The 17123-nt window shown below is 64.3% G+C and carries 14 protein-coding genes; 4 read left to right on the plus strand and 10 right to left on the minus strand.

The annotated features are described in order from the left end of the window. Window positions 1-11: 11 nt before the first annotated feature. The 5 genes from ispF to HU218_RS09545 are packed head-to-tail and all read right to left on the minus strand — an operon-like array spanning window position 12 to window position 3124. Window positions 12-494 (minus strand): 2-C-methyl-D-erythritol 2,4-cyclodiphosphate synthase, encoded by a 483-nt coding sequence (gene ispF, locus HU218_RS09525; protein ID WP_174874709.1) that lies wholly within the window; start codon window positions 492-494, stop codon window positions 12-14. Then, the gene (gene ispD / locus HU218_RS09530) at window positions 491-1180 is read right to left on the minus strand and encodes a 2-C-methyl-D-erythritol 4-phosphate cytidylyltransferase (RefSeq protein WP_174874710.1); all 690 of its coding nucleotides are present in this window, start codon (window positions 1178-1180) and stop codon (window positions 491-493) included. Before ispD ends, ispF begins: the two co-directional genes overlap by 4 nt. A gap of 11 nt (window positions 1181-1191) precedes the next feature. Then, a complete protein-coding gene (gene dnaQ, locus HU218_RS09535) occupies window positions 1192-1920 on the minus strand; it encodes a DNA polymerase III subunit epsilon (protein ID WP_174874711.1) in 729 nt (242 codons plus the stop codon). Window positions 1921-1944: 24 nt separating this feature from the next. After that, window positions 1945-2388 (minus strand): ribonuclease HI, encoded by a 444-nt coding sequence (gene rnhA, locus HU218_RS09540; RefSeq protein WP_174874712.1) that lies wholly within the window; start codon window positions 2386-2388, stop codon window positions 1945-1947. Next, the gene (locus tag HU218_RS09545) at window positions 2381-3124 is read right to left on the minus strand and encodes a class I SAM-dependent methyltransferase (RefSeq protein WP_217450775.1); all 744 of its coding nucleotides are present in this window, start codon (window positions 3122-3124) and stop codon (window positions 2381-2383) included. Before HU218_RS09545 ends, rnhA begins: the two co-directional genes overlap by 8 nt. 16 nt (window positions 3125-3140) lie before the next feature. Here HU218_RS09545 and gloB point away from each other — a divergent pair, with 16 nt between their 5' ends. Together gloB and HU218_RS09555 are read left to right on the plus strand one after the other, a co-directional pair. Next, entirely contained in the window at window positions 3141-3914 is a 774-nt protein-coding gene (gene gloB, locus HU218_RS09550) for a hydroxyacylglutathione hydrolase (RefSeq protein ID WP_174874714.1), read from the plus strand. A 144-nt stretch (window positions 3915-4058) separates the two neighbouring features. Further along, a complete protein-coding gene (locus HU218_RS09555) occupies window positions 4059-6122 on the plus strand; it encodes a lytic transglycosylase (protein WP_174874715.1) in 2064 nt (687 codons plus the stop codon). A 94-nt stretch (window positions 6123-6216) separates the two neighbouring features. Here HU218_RS09555 and dtd read toward each other — a convergent pair whose 3' ends face one another. Continuing rightward, complete coding sequence (gene dtd, locus HU218_RS09560) at window positions 6217-6669, minus strand: D-aminoacyl-tRNA deacylase (protein ID WP_174874716.1); 453 nt, start codon at window positions 6667-6669, stop codon at window positions 6217-6219. A 66-nt stretch (window positions 6670-6735) separates the two neighbouring features. Between dtd and yaaA the strand changes: the two genes are divergently transcribed. Next, window positions 6736-7515, plus strand: a complete 780-nt coding sequence (gene yaaA, locus HU218_RS09565; RefSeq protein WP_174874717.1) for a peroxide stress protein YaaA — start codon at window positions 6736-6738, stop codon at window positions 7513-7515. A 47-nt stretch (window positions 7516-7562) separates the two neighbouring features. Here yaaA and HU218_RS09570 read toward each other — a convergent pair whose 3' ends face one another. After that, window positions 7563-8558, minus strand: a complete 996-nt coding sequence (locus HU218_RS09570; protein WP_174874718.1) for a 2-hydroxyacid dehydrogenase — start codon at window positions 8556-8558, stop codon at window positions 7563-7565. A 207-nt stretch (window positions 8559-8765) separates the two neighbouring features. Here HU218_RS09570 and HU218_RS09575 point away from each other — a divergent pair, with 207 nt between their 5' ends. Then, window positions 8766-10340: a methyl-accepting chemotaxis protein gene (locus HU218_RS09575; RefSeq protein ID WP_174874719.1), complete on the plus strand. Its 1575-nt coding sequence runs from the start codon at window positions 8766-8768 to the stop codon at window positions 10338-10340. An 81-nt stretch (window positions 10341-10421) separates the two neighbouring features. Here the strand turns inward: HU218_RS09575 and HU218_RS09580 are convergent, their stop codons facing one another. The 3 genes from HU218_RS09580 to HU218_RS09590 form a co-directional block, all read right to left on the minus strand. Beyond that, a complete protein-coding gene (locus HU218_RS09580; RefSeq protein WP_174874720.1) occupies window positions 10422-11417 on the minus strand; it encodes a GGDEF domain-containing response regulator in 996 nt (331 codons plus the stop codon). Between the two features lie 23 nt (window positions 11418-11440). Further along, a complete protein-coding gene (locus tag HU218_RS09585) occupies window positions 11441-15883 on the minus strand; it encodes a CHASE domain-containing hybrid sensor histidine kinase/response regulator (RefSeq protein ID WP_217450776.1) in 4443 nt (1480 codons plus the stop codon). A gap of 302 nt (window positions 15884-16185) precedes the next feature. Further along, window positions 16186-17091, minus strand: a complete 906-nt coding sequence (locus HU218_RS09590; protein ID WP_174874722.1) for a MerR family transcriptional regulator — start codon at window positions 17089-17091, stop codon at window positions 16186-16188. Between the last annotated feature and the right edge of the window lie 32 nt (window positions 17092-17123).

The following is a 17123-nucleotide window of genomic DNA, read 5'->3' on the forward strand; positions in this document are numbered from 1 at the left end:
CTGCTACCGGCTCAGGCCGGCACCAGCAGGCATACCGCCTGGGTCTCGATCGCCTCGGCACGGCCGAGGTAGCCCAGCTTCTCGTTGGTCTTGCCCTTGACGTTGACGCAGCCGACATCGATGTCCAGCAGCGCGGCAATGCGTGCGCGGATGGCATCGATGTGCGGCGCCAGCTTGGGCTGTTGCGCAATGATGGTGCTGTCGACATTGACCAGCTGCCAGCCGGCAGCGCGTACGCGGCGCATGGCCTCCTGCAGCAATACGCCACTGTCGGCCCCCTTGAAGGCGGCATCGGTATCCGGAAAGTGGCGGCCAATATCGCCCAGTGCGGCCGCGCCCAGCACGGCATCGGTAATGGCGTGCAGCAGCGCATCGGCATCGGAATGGCCCAGCAGGCCCTTGTCGTGCGGGATGGTCACCCCGCCCAGAATCAGCGGCCGGCCTTCTACCAGCCGGTGCACGTCGTAGCCCTGACCGATACGGAACGGGGTCATGCGAAATCCTTTCTTGCAGCCAGAATGGCACCGGCCAGCGCCAAATCGCCGGGCCAGGTCACCTTGAAATTCTGCGCCTCCCCCACCACCAGCCGTGGCGCATGGCCCAGCAGTTCGATGGCGGAAGCTTCGTCGGTAATGGCAGGGTTGGCCGCATCCGCCAGCGCCTCTGCCAGCAAGCCGGCGCGGAACATCTGCGGCGTCTGCGCCAGCCACAAGCCGTCGCGCGGCACGGTGGCGGCAATGCGGGCGGCGGCATCGCCCTGCTTCACGGTATCGGCCACCGGCTGCGCCAGGATGCCGCCTACCGCATCGTCGCCGATCTCGGCGATCAGCCGCTCCAGCACAGTCGGTGACAGGCAGCAGCGCGCGGCATCGTGCACCAGCACCCAGTCGTCCGCCGCCGGCTGCAGGGCGTGCAGCCCGTTGGCCACGCTTTCGGCGCGGCTGGCGCCGCCAACGCGCAGCACCGTCAGCTTGGCCTGCGGCCAGTCGAAACTGTCGAACCACTCGTCGCCCGGCGAGATCACCACCGCCACCTGGTCAATGGCGGGGTTGGCCGCCAGCACCGCCAGCGTGTGTGCCAGCAAGGGTTGGCCGCCTATGTCCAGATATTGCTTGGGTGTCGCCGAACCGAAGCGGCTGCCGTGGCCGGCGGCGGGCACCAGCGCAATGTAGCGGGTCATATTGGCGGCTCTCAGGCCGGATTCCCGGCTGGCGGGTTTTCGATGCTGCGCCACAGGCAGGTGCCTTTGACGCTTTTGTCCAGGGTATCGAGGTATTCCTGATGCGCGGCCAGCTCCTCGGCGGACGCGGCCAGCACGGTCAGCGGTTTGCGCTCGAAGCGGTAACCCTGGCTGCTGCTGCCATCGGCATTGTCGCCATAGCCGATATCCATCATCAGGCTTTCCTGGCCACGGGTCATCCACAGGTAGACCTCGGCCAGCAGCTCGCAGTCGATCAGCGCGCCGTGCAGGGTCCGGTTGCTGCGGTCGATCTCGAAGCGGTCGCACAGCGCATCCAGGCTGTTGCGCTTGCCCGGAAAGGCATCGCGCGCCATCGCCAGCGTGTCGGTCACCAGCGCGCACTGCTTGTCCACCAGCGGCAAGCCCAGACGGTTGAACTCGGCATTGAGGAAGCCGACGTCAAACGGCGCGTTGTGGATGATCAGCTCGGCATCGGCAATGAATTCCGCCAGCTCGGCAGCCACATCGCGGAACTTGGGCTTGTCGGCGAGGAACTCCAGCGAGATGCCGTGCACGCGCTCGGCATCCGGATCGATATCGCGCTCCGGGTGCATGTACAGGTGCAGATGGCGGCCGGTGAGCTTGCGGTTCACCATTTCCAGGCCGGCAAATTCGATGATGCGGTGGCCCTGGTTCGGGTCCAGGCCGGTGGTTTCGGTATCGAGAATGATCTGGCGCATAACTGTTCTACAAGGTTGGCCGCATCAGCGCAGGCTGGCGACGCCGGCATTGGCCAGCTGGTCGGCGCGTTCGTTGAATTCGTGGCCGGCATGGCCCTTCACCCAGCGCCAGTCGACCTGGTGCCGGTTGCGCAGCTCGTCCAGCTGCTGCCACAGGTCGGCGTTCTTTACCGGCTCCTTGTTGCTGGTCACCCAGCCGCGCTTTTTCCAGCCGTGAATCCACTCGCTGATGCCCTTCTGCACATACTGCGAGTCGGTGTGCACCACTATGCGGCACGGGCGCTTGAGTACCTCCAGCCCGCGGATCACCGCCGTCAGCTCCATGCGGTTGTTGGTGGTGTTGGCTTCACCGCCAAACATTTCCTTTTCCTGGCCCTTGTAGCGCAGCAGCACGCCCCAGCCACCGGGGCCGGGATTGCCCTTGCAGGCGCCGTCCGGGTAGATCTCGACGATGGTGTCGTCAGTCATGTGGTTTATCGTCCTGCACTGTGTGATTTAATGGGTGGCGTTCGCTACCGCCGGCGACGATCAACCCGTGGCCAGCCTTGGCTGGCTTCCAGCTGGGCATGAGCAGGCGCATGCCGCGCTGGCGCTTGACGGCTTCGATGCCGTAGACGCCTGCCAGCATCGGCCAGCAGCGACCGCCGATGTTGTCCATGAACTGCCAGCGCGCCAGCCAGTCGCCGCGCGCGAAAGGCGGCGAGTATGCCACGAAGGCGTTGCCCGTGGCTTCCAGTTGCAACAGCGCCAGCCAGTCGCGGATGCGCGCCGGACTGAAGAAATTGCCGCTCCAGGGCGCGTCTCGCTTGCCGCGCAGCAAGCGGCACAACCCCCACAGCGATACCGGATTGAAGCCGGTGATGACCAGGCGGCCTTCCGGTACCAGCACCCGCTCGGCCTCGCGCAGCACCTGGTGCGGCGTACTGGTAAAATCCAGCGCATGCGGCATCACCAGCAGGTCCAGGCTGCGGCTGTCGAACGGCAGGAACGCGGCATCGCAAATCACGTCGGCGCTGGACTCCGGCCCGGCATAGCCATGCCAGGGAATGCGGTTGCAGGCCAGAAAATCGTATTCGGTCAAGCCGACCTGCACGGCGCGAAAGCCGAAGGCATCGGCCACCGCCCGATCGAAAAACACCTGCTCGCGGCAAAGCAGGTATTGTCCCAATTCCGAGCTGGCCAGCCAGTCAGCAAATGCTTCCATTGTTTCGGGGTACCCCATGGCCGACATTATTCGCCTCACACCGGTTTGTGCCTTTGCCGACAATTATATCTGGGTTTTGCACGACACTCGCTGCGCCATTGCCGTCGATCCGGGCGAAGCCGCCCCGCTGCTGGCGTTTCTGGAGCAACACCGGCTGCAGCTTGATGCCATCTGGATCACCCACCATCACGCCGACCATATCGGTGGCCTGCCGGAATTACTGGCACGTTGGCCGCAACTGGACATCTACGGTCCGCCAGGCGTGCCACACATCAACCAGCCGGTGATGGCAGGCAGCGAGCTGCTGGCATTCGGCGAAGCCGCGCACGTGCTGGCGGTCCCCGGCCACACCGCCAACCATCTGGCCTATCTGTGGGGCAAGCATTTGTTCTGCGGCGATACACTGTTTGGCGCCGGCTGCGGCCGCATTTTCGACGGCACGCCAGCACAGCTGCACCAGTCACTACAGCAACTCGCGGCACTGCCGGACGACACCCTGTGCTATCCCGCCCATGAATACACGCTGTCCAATCTGCAGTTTGCCCTGGCGCTGGAGCCGGACAATCCGGCGCTACAAGCCCGCTGGCAGCAGGATCAGGCTAGCCGTAACAGCTTGCGGCCAACCTTGCCCAGCAGCATGGCGCTGGAGAAGGCGACCAACCCGTTTCTGCGCACCGGCAGCAAGGACATCGCCGCCGCGGCCCGCCAGTACTGTGGCAGAGACCTTGCCGGCGATGAGGCCATTTTTGCCACACTGCGCGAGTGGAAAAACCACTTTCGTCCGGCATAAGTTCACCGCCGGCCGACAAATGATGTTGCCAACGATAAATATCGACTAAAACACAGAAAAATCATGCTTTAAGGTGAAGTTTCGCGTTTGACTGCCAGCCCTCGCGTGTTAGCATCGACCGATACGGAATACAGGCTCAGGTCCATGAAAAAGCTTACCCCGCTCGCTTTGTCGGTTTCTCTTGCATTTGTGCTGTCACCGGCGCATGCCGACAGCAGTAATGTCAGCCAGATCCCACAGCAACGCAGCGTGGATGACGCACTGGCTGCCGGCCTTGACATGATGCTGCTCAACAGCAGTCTGCTGCGTAACGGCGATAGCGTCTGGGAACGGGTGCGTGAAGGCTTCCAGATGTCGGAAGTCAATCCGGAACTGGTACGCCAGCACGAACGCTTCTTTACCGCACGCATCGACTATTTCCGCCGCACCGTTGATCGCAGCCGCAAATATCTGTTCTTCATCATGAACGAGGTAGAACGCCGCGGCATGCCGACCGAAATCGCCCTGCTGCCGATCGTGGAAAGCGCTTTCGTTCCCACCGCGCAATCGCCGGTCGGTGCCGCCGGCCTGTGGCAGTTCATGCCCGCCACCGGTCGCCAGTACGGTCTGGAGCAGACCTGGTGGTATGACGGTCGCCGCGATGTGGTGGAAGGTACCCGTGCGGCGCTGGATTACCTGCAGAACCTGTACACCATGTTCGGTGACTGGAGTTTGGCACTAGCCGCCTACAACTGGGGCGAAGGCAACCTGGCCCGCGCCATCGCCAAGGTGCGAGCCCGTGGCGAGGTGGAAAGCTACGAAAACATCCAGATGCCGAAGGAAACCCGCAATTACGTCCCCAAACTGCTGGCGGTACGTAATCTGCTGCAGGCGCCGGAGAAATTCGGCCTGCGCCTGGCACCCCTGCCCAACAAGCCCACTTTTGTCGCGGTCTCGACTGGCCGCCACATGAACATCGATATCGCTGCCCGTCTGGCCGAGATGTCGGTCGCCGATTTCAAGGAGCTCAACCCGGCCTTCAATCTGCCGGTGTTCGCCTACAAGAGCGGCCGCCAGATGCTGCTGCCGGAAAACAAGCTGCACAAGTTCGAAACCAACCTGGCCAAATGGGACAAGCCACTGCTGACCTGGCAAGTACATGTTCCGAATAGCGATACCTCCGCCAGCGAGCTGGCCAGCCAGTTCGAGATGAATCCCAACGAGCTGATCACCGCCAACAATATCAAGGGCGGCACGCTGCCGGCGGGCCGCCCGGTGCTGGTCGCCATGCATGGTAACGGCAACGCAGCACCACAGCTGGATGCCACCGATATTGCCGCCCCGGCCAGCGAAACAGCCACGCTGGTAGCCTTCGCCGCCAATGGCGTCCCGGCACCGGCCGCAACCAGCACGCCGCCGGCCACTAGCGCAGTCGTGCCTGCCAGCCTGCAAACCCAGGTAGCGGCACCAGCCAACAGCAAGCCGGTTGAAGCCGTTACCCCGGCCGCGGCAACAGTAACCGCAGCGGCCAAACCGGCGGCAACCACCACGGTAGCGCTGCAAAGCAAACCTCTGGCCGCGCCAGCGGCAGTCGCCATGTCTACTGGCGGCAGTAACGCTCCCGCTGCCGGCAATAATGTCCTGGCCGCCGCAGCCATCCAGCCGGCTACCGTGGTAACGAACAAGCCGGACAATGGTGGCGATCTGCAGCGGGTAGCACTGCGTGTCGATGGCAACAAAGCGGACCGTGGCGAAACGCTGCGTGTCATCGCCCGCAATGATGGCAACGTTGGCCGCGACCAGCAGCCGGTACTGCCCGTTAGCACTAACGGCCTACACACCGTGGCAGCCGGTGACACCCTGTTCAATATCTCGCGCCGTTATGGCATGACCGTTGCCGACCTGAAACAGCTGAATGGCCTGGGCGACAATGCCATCAAACTGGGCCAGAACCTGAAGGTGGTAAATGGAGTGCCGCTGCCTGCTGCTCCGGCAACGGTGATGGCCAGCAGCAATCCGCTGCGTACCGTGTCCTATACCGTACGCCAGCCGGCCGCCGGTCCGGTGCCGACCGATTACGTGGTCCAGCGTGGCGATACCGTGTTCAGCATCGCCCGCAAATTCAGCGTCTCGCATACCGACATCCTACGCTGGAACGATCCGGAGCAGCTGACCCGCCTGCAGCCGGGGCAGAAAGTCCGCGTATTGGCCGAGGGCGATGGGCTGTAAATAACTGCCGCACCAACAGCAAGGCCGCAGCATCTGCTGCGGCCTTGTGCTTTTCATCCCGCCCGCCAGCCATCAACGGCAGACGGGCAACGGTTTACTCCGGCGCCTTGCTATCCAGCCAGATGGTAACCGGGCCATCATTCACCAACGCCACCTGCATGTCGGCGCCAAAGATGCCGGTCGGCACCGGTTTGCCCAACGCGTCCTGCATCTGCTGCACAAAACGCTCAAATAGCGGCCGCGATACTTCCGGCCGCGCCGCGCGGCTATAGCCCGGACGGTTACCCTTTTTGGTAGTGGCAAACAGCGTGAACTGGCTCACCGCCAGCACCTCGCCTCCGGCATCCAGCACCGAGCGGTTCATCACCCCGTCGGCATCGTTGAAGATGCGCAGCTGGCTGATCTTGCGCACCAGCCAGCCGATATCCTCGTCGCCGTCGCTGTCCTCCACCCCGACCAGCAATAACAGGCCGCCGGCAATCTGCCCGCATACCTGCCCTTCCACCGTCACCGACGCCTGTGTCACGCGTTGCACCAGTACTCGCATCAATCTCTCCCATCATTGGACACAACATTCTAAAATGGGCGCCCACCTCCCAGACAAGGATTCGCCATGCTGATGGTCGTTTCGCCAGCCAAAACGCTGGATTACGAGACCCCCGCCCACACCGCGCAGTTCACGCAACCGGATTTTCTCGCCCACAGTGCCGAGCTGATCGAGGTACTGCGCGAACAAAGCCCGGCACAACTGGGCAAACTGATGGACATCAGCCCGGCATTGGCCGAACTCAACGTTGGCCGCTATCACGACTGGCACGCGGACTTCACCCCGGCCAATGCCAAGCAAGCCGTCCTCGCCTTCATGGGCGATGTCTACGAGGGACTGGACGCCGCCAGCCTGTCGGAAGCGGAGCTGCAGTGGCTGCAACAGCATCTGCGCATCCTGTCCGGCCTGTACGGCCTGCTGCGCCCGCTGGACCTGATGCAGGCCTACCGGCTGGAGATGGGTACCCGCCTCGCCAACGCGCGCGGCAGCAACCTGTACCAGTTCTGGGGCAGCATCATCACCGACGAGCTCAACCGTCTGCTGGCAGCAGATGAGTTTCCGCAGCTGGTAAACCTGGCGTCGGACGAATACTTCAAGTCGGTCAAGCCGAAACAGCTGCAAGGCCGCCTGATCACCCCGGTATTCCAGGATCTGAAAAACGGCCAGTACAAGATCATCAGCTTCTACGCCAAGCGCGCGCGCGGGCTGATGGCGCGCTGGGCCGTCAAGCACGGCATTGCCGATGCGCAGGCACTGCTGGACTTCAATGCCGAGGGTTATGCCTTCGCGCCGCAAGCCTCGGACGAGAATACCTGGGTATTCCGCCGCGATCCGGCGGCGCAATAATCCGCCCACCGGTTGGCCGCCCTGCCTGCTGCGGCCAACCTGGCCGGCTACAGCCGGATCTCGTTCGCCAGCGGGCGGCCCAGTGCAAAGTCGGTGGCATTACCCAGCGTGGTGGTGGCGATATTGTGCAGCGCCTCTGCCGTCAGGAAGCCCTGATGCGAAGTCACCAGCACATTGGGGAAAGTCAGCAATCGTGCCAGTTGGTCGTCCTGCAGACCGGTATCCGACAGGTTCTGGAAAAACACCCCCTCTTCCATCTCGTAAACATCCAGCCCGACCCCGCCCAGGTGGCCGCTTTTCAGCGCCGCGATCAGCGCCGGGGTGTCCACCAGCCCGCCGCGGCTGGTATTCACCAGCACGCAGCCCGGTTTCATCGCCGCCAGCGCCTGGCGGTCGATCAGGTGACGGGTTTGCGGCAGCAGCGGCAGATGCAGGCTGACCACGTCGGCTTCGGCCAACAGCTGCGCCTGCGGCACGTAGCTGAAGCCCAGGCGCGCCGCCAAGGCGGCATCCTGCTGCACGTCACTGGCCAGCACGCGCATGCCAAAACCGCGGGCAATGGCGATGGCTGCCTCGCCGATGCGCCCGGTGCCGATCACCCCGAAGGTCTTGCCATACAGATCGAAGCCCACCAGCCCGTCCAGCGAGAAATCCATTTCCCGCACCCGCACATAAGCCTTGTGGATGCGACGGTTCACCGCCAGTAGCAGCGCAAAAGCGTGCTCGGCGACCGCGTGCGGCGAATAGGCCGGCACCCTTGCCACGGTCAGGCCGTGGCTGGCGCAGGCCGCCAGGTCGACGCCGTTGTAGCCGGCACAACGCAGCAGCACCAGCTTGACGCCCAATGCGGCCAACCTGGCCACTACTGCAGCATCCAGCCGATCATTGACGAACGGGCACACTGCCTCGGAACCGGCAGCCAGCTCTACCGTGGCGCCATCCAGCCGTGGCGCGAAATAGTGCAACTCGTGGCCGGCACTCAGGTTGGCCGCATCCAGCGCCTGGCGGTCATAGTGTTTGGTATCGAAAACGGCAATTTTCATCCGGCGCCCCAATTGCTTAGTCACGTAAAAGCAACAGCATACACCACCGCCAGATCGGCAATGACAAGGTAAACCAGGCTCGAATCGCTCTCATTTAAAAGCAAAATCTAACAAATAGCGGCGACTTGATTTCGATCAAGCGGATAATAAGGCAGCCGCCAGCCCCGCCGATAAGATGCGCAGCTATCACTGTCAGCAGGCTAAGTCATGAAAAAGAATTTACCGGTAAGCGGTGTGGAAACCCCATTCGAAGCAGGCATCATCGTGACCCGTACCGACCTCAAGGGGGCGGTCAGCTATGCCAATGATGCATTTGTCGCCATTTCCGGCTTCAGCCGTGAAGAGCTGCTCGGGCAAAACCACAATATCGTCCGCCATCCGGACATGCCGCCGGTACTGTTTGACGACTTGTGGCGGACCGTGAAGAGCGGCCACTGCTGGCGCGGGCTGGTCAAAAACCGCTGCAAGAACGGCAACCATTACTGGGTAGATGCCTTCGTGGTGCCGGTAAAGGAAAAGGGGCAGATCAGCGGCTATATGTCGGTACGCAGTCCGGCCAGCCGCGATGCCATCCATGCGGCAGAGGCTCTGTACCCGCAGCTGATGCAGGGCGCCCCATTGCGCAAACCGGCGCAGCGCGGCCGCTTGCTGGCGCACTTCCAGACCCTGTACGCCGCCGGCATGACCGTGCTGGCCGGCACTTCTGCCGCGTTACTGGGCAATACCGCCGGTGTGGCCATCGCCGCGACGGCGCTGGCCGCCAGTAGTGGCTGGCTGTGGCTGGAGCAACGCCGCCGGCGCGAGCAACGCCGCCTGCTGACCGCCTGCGCCAATATCGCCGAAGGCAAGCTGACCAATGCGCTGGCGATCGATGCCGCCGGCGAGCTGGGAGAGCTGGAAACCGCGCTGGCCTATATGCAGGTCCACCTGAAAGTGATGCTGGATGATGTGCAGCTGACCGCCCGCGAGCTGGCGGGTGACACCGACCGGATGCAGCATGCCATTGCCGATATCTACCAGCGCATGGCGGCGGGCAACAACAGCGTGCTGCAGATGAGTGCCTCCATCGAACAGCTGTCGGCCTCCATCGAGCAGGTATCGCAGAACGCAGCCGAAACCGCCGAACTGAGCCTGCGCTCGCAGCAGCAGCTGCAGCTCGGTGCGGCAGAGATGGAGACCGCCTATCAGCGCGGCACCGCCGCCGCCGGCGCAGTGGAAAGCACCCAGGGGGTGATCACCGAGCTGACCACCGCCATCAACGGCATTACCGTGGTAACACAGACGATTCATGACATTGCCGAGCAGACCAATCTGCTGGCACTGAATGCCGCCATCGAAGCCGCCCGCGCCGGCGAATCGGGCCGCGGCTTTGCCGTGGTGGCCGACGAGGTGCGCAAGCTGGCGGAACGCACCAGCAGCAGCACCGATGAAATCAACACCCTGGTTGCCAATGTCCGCGGCGCGGCCGGCAGCACAGTGGACGCCATTGCCAGCATCACCACCCAGACGCGCGCCGGCGTGGAGGCGCAGCAACGCACCAGCGTGCAGCTGCACAGCGTGCGCGGCGATGTCGGCGACGTAAACGGCATGATGCAGGAAATTGCCAGTGCCAATGCCCAGCAGTCGGCCAGCGCCACCCATCTGGCCGAACGCATGACGCATATCGCCACCCAGTTCGAAGAGTCGCACCAGCATATCGATGCGGCCAACCAGACCATCCGCGAACTGGCGCAGCAAGCCGGCAACCTCGCCAGGCTCGCCGGACATTTCGAAGTCAGCTAAGCCGCGCCACCGGCCGGCCGGTGGCAAAATAAAAAGAAGCCGCATTTGCGGCTTCTTTGCTTGTCCGGCCCGGCGCTGCCTTCAGCTGGCCGGGGTGCATAGCGCGTAAAAAACCGAGCGCGCCCGGCCGGTGCCCTTGGCATCGTACAGCGCGGCATCCGCCGCCTGCAGCAGGCTGACGCCGACGCCGGCCGGCTCGTCGCTGATGTCGAACGGTATGGCGACAATCTCATCGGACAGGCTGGCCGCGCACGGCCCCAGACTGGCACAACCGATCGACACGGTGACATGGCTGGCCACCGACGATGCCTGGTGTGGCAACGCCAGCTGCGCCACCGCCTGCAGCATGTCTGCCGCCAGCTGCTGCGCACCCTCCAGTGCGGTTTCCGGCAGCAGCACCACAAACTCCTCGCCGCCATAGCGGGCCACCAGATCGGCCGGCCGCTTCACCGTCGCCGCCAGAACCTGCGCGACCGAACGCAAGGCGCTGTCGCCTTGCAGGTGGCCGTAGCAGTCGTTGTAAGCCTTGAAGTGGTCGACATCCACCATCATCACGCTGAGCGGCTGCTGCTTGCGCTGCGAGCGCGCCCACTCCTTGGGCAGCGTCTCGTCGAACACGCGCCGGTTGGCCACCCCGGTAAGGCCATCGAGAAAGGCCAGCCGCTTGAGCTGGTCGCGAGCCAGCTTGAAGCTCAGGTGATTGTTCACCCGTGCGGCCAGAATCGCCGGCCTGATCGGCTTGGTAATAAAGTCGGCCGCGCCCAGCGCCAGGCCGGTGGCCTCCATCGACTCTTCGCTGTGGCTGGTAACAAAGATCACCGGCACATCACTCAGCAGCGGGTCGTGCTTCATCTCCTCGCAGACCTGGAAGCCGCTCATGCCGGGCATCTCGGCATCCAGCAAAATCAGGTCTGGCACGTCTTCGCGCGCCAGACGCAAGGCATCCTCGCCACTGGTGGCAAACTGCACCTGCCCCAGAGGCAGCAGTGTTTTTGCCATCAGGTGGATCACGTTGGTATCGTCATCCACCAGCAAAAGGCGTGGCCGTTTATTGGCGGCCGGCACAATATCGAGCATGGTTGGCAGTCATCACGCTGTCGTCAGACAGCTCTTGTCGCGGTAAAAGACATGGTCTGCATCAACTGCAGCCCGGCAGTAAAATCGAGTTTTTCCAGCGCCGCCGCCAGGCGGGCAACACGGTCAGCACCAAACTGCTCGCGCAGCGCCGGCAGCATGCCTTCGAACAGGGGCAGCGCCGCCAGATCCTGCTGGCGCAGCATAGCCTGCAATTGCTCCCAGTGCATCTGGTCAAGAGGGTCGACATGTTGGCCGTGGTTATGAGCCGCCCGCTCGGAGACTTCCTGCAGGAGCTGCCGTGCCGCTTGTTCCAGCTCCCGCAGCGCCTGTCGCACCGCCTGCAGTGCGGCGGCCTCCGCCGGAATGTCGATAGTGGTGCCAGCCAGCAAGGCTTCGGCCTGCGCCGCCAGTTCCTGCACCTCGCTGGCCCCCACCGTTGCGGCACTGCCGCGCAGCTTGTGCATGCGCGCCCGCAGCATGTCGCGGGCGGCGGCGTCCTGCGGCGCGTCCGGCACCGAATCCGGCGCGAACTCGTCCAGCAAATGCCGCAACAGCCGCGGGAACAGCTCGACATCGTAGTTGAGCCGCTGGGCGGCCTGCTGATTGTCGATCCCCGCCACCTCCGGCCACGCGGCGCGGTGCTGCTCGCGATATTTCTCGCCGTTGGCGACCGGCAGCAGCCTGCCGCTGGCCTGCTCGATGGCGGCACGCACGGCACGGAACAAGGTTGCCGGCTCCAGCGGCTTGCTGAGGAAACCATTCATGCCCACCGCCAGGGCACGCGCCCGCTCCTCGCTGTGCGCGCTGGCAGTCAGCGCCAGTACCGGCAGGGTAGTCAGGCCAAGCTCCTGGCGCAGACGTCGCGTCGCTTCCAGCCCATCCATCTCCGGCATCTGCACATCCATCAGCACCAGATCGATCGTGCCGGCGGCCTCCCGCAGGCACTGCAGCGCCTGCAGGCCGTTGTACGCCAGCGTCACGATAGCGCCTTCCGACTCCAGCAACCTGCGGCCAACGTCGAGATTGATTTCGCTGTCATCAACCAGCAGCACGCGTAGCTGCGGCAAACACAGCAGCACGCCGTTGCCCAGCTGCGTGGCCCGCCCCAGCCGGGTACCACTGCCATCGTGGCCTTTCATGACGTTGTTCAAGGCATTGAACAGCTCGGCCGCATGTACCGGCTTGGTGAGGATATCCCCGGCCAGATGGCGGTAATCCAGCTGCCGGATCGCCTGTCGCTCGTGCATGCTCACCACCAGCGCCGCCGGCAACGGCTGTGGCCCCCAGCCCTGCTCCAGAGCCGCCAGGGTATCCAGACCATCCATGTCCGGCATTTGCCAGTCGACGATCAGCGCCTCCGGCAAGTCCTGCCCCTGCTGCCGGCGCTGTGCGGCCAACTGCAGCAGCTCCTTGCCCGACGACAGCGCCTGGGCCTGCCAGCCCAGACTCTGGGCTATCGCCAGCAGCGCCAGACGATCGGCCGGATTGTCATCCACGATCACAACATCCAGCGGCGTGGTGGCCGGCACGGCCTGCGGTGCCGACTGCCCTACCAGCGAGAACGGGAGCCAGAACCAGAAGCGGCTGCCCTGTCCCAGGGTGCTTTCCACGCCGATTTCGCCGCCCATCATTTCCACCAGCCGCTTGGCAATGGACAGCCCCAGCCCGGTACCGCCAAAGCGCCGCGTGGTCGAGGCATCGGCCTGGCTGAAGGGCTTGAACAGCGCCGCCAGCACCTCCGGCCCCATGCCGATGCCGGTATCGCTCACCGCGATATTCAGGTACACCGCATCCTGGTCTGGCACCGGCTGCCATTTTGCGGCCAACACCACACTGCCGCTGGCGGTGAACTTCAAGGCATTGCCCAGCAGATTGACCAGCACCTGCCGCAATCGCAAGGCATCGCCGGACAGCAAGTCCGGCAAACCGTCTTGCGCCTGCAGCTGCAACGCCACACCCTTTTGCCGCGCCTGGGTCTGGAACATGTCCATGGCGGTCTGCAATACTTCGGACAGCGAGAACGGGCTCTCCTCCACTTCCAGCCGCCCGGCCTCGATCTTGGAGTAGTCCAGCACATCGTTGATGATGCCGAGCAGCGCCTGTCCCGATTGCTGCAGCTTGCCCAGCAGTTGCTGCTGCTCGGCATCCAGCTCGGTCTGCTCCAGCAGGTAGGCAAGGCCGATCATCGCGTTCATCGGCGTGCGCAGTTCGTGGCTGATGGTGGACACGAACTCGTCCTTCATGCGCTCGACCCGCCGGCGCTCGGTTATGTCCTGGGCAATGCCCAGATAGCCGCTGATCTCGCCCGCCGCATCACGCATGGTGGTCACCACCAGCGACACCGGGAAACGGCTGCCGTCGCGGCGGACATAAGTCCACTCGCGGGTTTCCGCCCCCTGTTGTTCGGCGATGTGCACAAAGGTGCGGAAGCCTTCGATAGCCTGGCCGTACTCCTTGCTCAGTTCCTGGCTGCGTGCCGCGACTTCTTCCGCCACGTGGATCACGGCCGGCGTCTGCTTGCCGACCATGTCGGCTGCCGACCAGCCCAGCAGGTGCTCGGCGCCGGCGTTGAAAATGCGGATCACCCCATCGCGGTCGGTCGCGATGATGGAAATCTCCGAGGCGGCTCGCAGCACATCGCCCAATAGTGCGGCCAGCCGCGCCGACTCTTGCTGCGCCAGTTTCAGCGACGTGACGTCATGCACAATCACATAGAAGCCACGCACTTCACCATCGACCACGTCCGGCAGATAGTTGGCCAGCGAATAGCGGCTGCGGCCCGACGGGTGCGGGATCTCCCGCTCGAACACCTGCACCTGCCCTTGCAGCGCCGCCTCGACATAAGGACGGTTTTTCTCGAACAGCACCGGTCCCAGCAGGTCTTGCAGCCGGGTGCCCGGCAAGGCATCGGCATCACAACCGAACCAGTCCGAGTACGCATGGTTGGCAACCCGGTTGACCAGGTTTTTGTCCCAGTAGCCGATCATCGACGGCAAGGCATTGATCACCTGCGCCAGGTCATGCCGCGCCGCCTCCAGCGAGGCGGTACGCTCGCGCACCTGTTGCTCCAGCAGGTCGTTGAATTCCAGCAGCTGCCGTTCCCGCGCCTTGCGCTTGGCGATATCGCGGATGAACTTGGCCACCCCGATCACCTTGCCCTGCGCATCACGCATTGCGGCCAACGTCACCGACACATCCAGCATGCTGCCATCGCGACAACGGCGCTGGGCATCAAACGGCGCCACCCACTCCCCGTTTGACAGGCGTGTGAGCAAGGCCTGCTCCTCGCCGCCTTCTCCCGCCGGCAGCAACAACTCCGCCACCGGGCGGCCCAGCGCCTCCGCCGCGCTGTAGCCGAACAGCTTTTCCGCCGCCTCGTTCCAGAAGATCACCCGGCCAGCCATGTCCTCGCCGACGATGGCGTCGCTGGCATGCTTCACGATGGTGGCCAGACGAGCCTGCTCGCGCTGAACCAGCGCCTGACCGGACTTGCCCTCCCGCCACTGGATGTAGATCAGGCTCAGCAGCAGCGTCAGCGCCAATCCCAGCACCAGCACCTTGGCAGGCGGGGTTTGCTGCAGGCTGGCGGCAAACGCCGGGTGCGCCAGCACCTCGATGGACCATTGCCGCCCCATTACCTGGCGCGCCAGCGCGTAACGCGCCAATACCGGCGTGCCGGCATGCGCCGCCGTGGAGTCGAAGAACACCTCCGCTGGCTTGCCGTCTTGCAGATCGCTGAAACGCAGGGTCAGGCTGCCGTCTGCCGGTTGCAGACCCTGCAGGACACTGCCCATCGACAAGGGCGCATACGACCAGCCCAGCAGCGCGGTTTCACGCTGTGCGGCAGTCGCCAGCGGCATGCCCGGGCGGAAAATCGGTTGCAGCATCAGGAAAGACTGCTGGCGCTGTGCCGTGGCCTGCACCAGGGTGATGGGTCCGGTCAGCGCCGGCATGCCGCTGCGCATCGCGCGCTCGGCCGCTTCCCGCCGGTGCGCTTCGGAGGCCACGTCCAGCCCGACCGCGGTGCGGTTCTGCGCCACCGGCTCGATGTACTGGATGATGTAGCTGTCACCCGGATGCGGGTTAAGAAGGCGGGGTGTAAAGTCCGGCGCGCCATCGGCACGGGCACGCGCGACAAAGCTGTCCTGCATGCCGGCCGGCACGCGCCGGATCAGGCCAAAACCGCGGGCGCCGGGAAAACGGCTGGCGATGTCGCGTTGCTCGCTGTAACGGCGGAACTGCTCGCGGCTGATTCCCCACTCGCCCAGCGTCAGTACCATGGCGCGGACATCCTGCAGCCCGTGCTGCATGTTTTGCAGCCGGGCAATCGCCTGGTCGGCAAGGACCTGGGCACGCTGTTCCAGCGCCCGCTGCAAGTGCTGCTGGTTATCGCGCGCCTGCAACAGGAACAACACAATGCTCAGCAGCGTGCCGCCAAGCAAGATAAGCAGTGCTCTGCTCAACACAGGCAGACGCTGCCGGCCTGCCGCCACCCAACCAGGTTTTTTCAATGCCATCGCTACGTTCACCCACCTTGCCCGGAGCAAGTCATCCAATGCCAATGACAATCACGGCCGCTGGCCTGATTTAACCATCACAGCGCGGCTTAGCCTACTCTCCATTCGGCCTAGTGGTAGCGGCATGGCGATGTCGCGGCCAAGCTGTTGTAGCGGCGACAGTGCGGCCAACGTGGTACGACAGGAAGACAGCAAGGGAAACGGGGTGGCGGGGAAACCGCCAGCAGGCAGGACGACAGATCAGGCGCGGCTCAGGATGGCTGTCGCCACTGCGCCACCAGGGTATCCAGCTCGGCCAGATCACGCACATGACAGACCTGCGGCGGCAAGGCCGGCAGCTGGCGGCAGCCGCCGCCCCCGACCCACAGCTGCGCCTGCGGCGGCAGTTGCGACGCCAGCTGCGTCAGATCGCTGCCCACACTGCCCTCGTAGGACGGCGAGAACGACAGCACCACCACATCCACCGCATGCTTGCCGGCGGCCTGCACGATGTCGCCCAGCGGCATCTGCGCGCCAAAGGCAATGGTGTCGCAGCCTTGCAGCCGCAGCAGTGTCTCCACCATCAGCAGGCCCAGCACATGCTGCTCGCCAGGACAAGTGGTCAGCATCACCCGCGGGCTTTGCCGCCCGGCCGGCACGGCCGACAGCGACTCGCGAATGACGCGGGTGACTTCCTCCGAATACAGGTGTTCTTCGTAGACCTGCAATTCGCCGCGCAGCCAGGCATCGCCGACCAGCCGGTTGGCCGCCGGCAGAAACTCCTGCACAAAGCGCCGCAAGCCCAGCTCCAGCAGCTGATGGCGCAGATATTCGCGCACCGCGGCCGCCACATGTCCCTGCAGCACAGGCACCAGCTGGCTGCAACTGGCGGGTACCTCCAGCTGCGGCGTGTGCTGCTCGGTCAGCGCCTGCAAGGCCGCCAGCTCCAGCCGCACCAGCTTGCCCGGGCGGAAACCGAGATCGAGCAGCCGGCTGATCAAGCGCAGTTTGGCGACTTCGGCCGCCGAATACTGCCGGTCGCCGGCGGCATCGCGCTGCGGCTGCGGAAAGCCGTAGCGACGCTCCCACATGCGCAGCAAATCCTTGGGGATGCCGGTGTCGCGCTCGACGGCGGCAATGGGCAATCCGGCAGGGGTGGGCGTGGTGGCGGCAGACATGGCAGAGGCAGCGGGTAAATGGCCGAAGGCCG

This window comes from Vogesella oryzae (genome assembly GCF_902829295.1).
GTDB classification, from domain to species: Bacteria; Pseudomonadota; Gammaproteobacteria; order Burkholderiales; family Chromobacteriaceae; genus Vogesella; species Vogesella oryzae.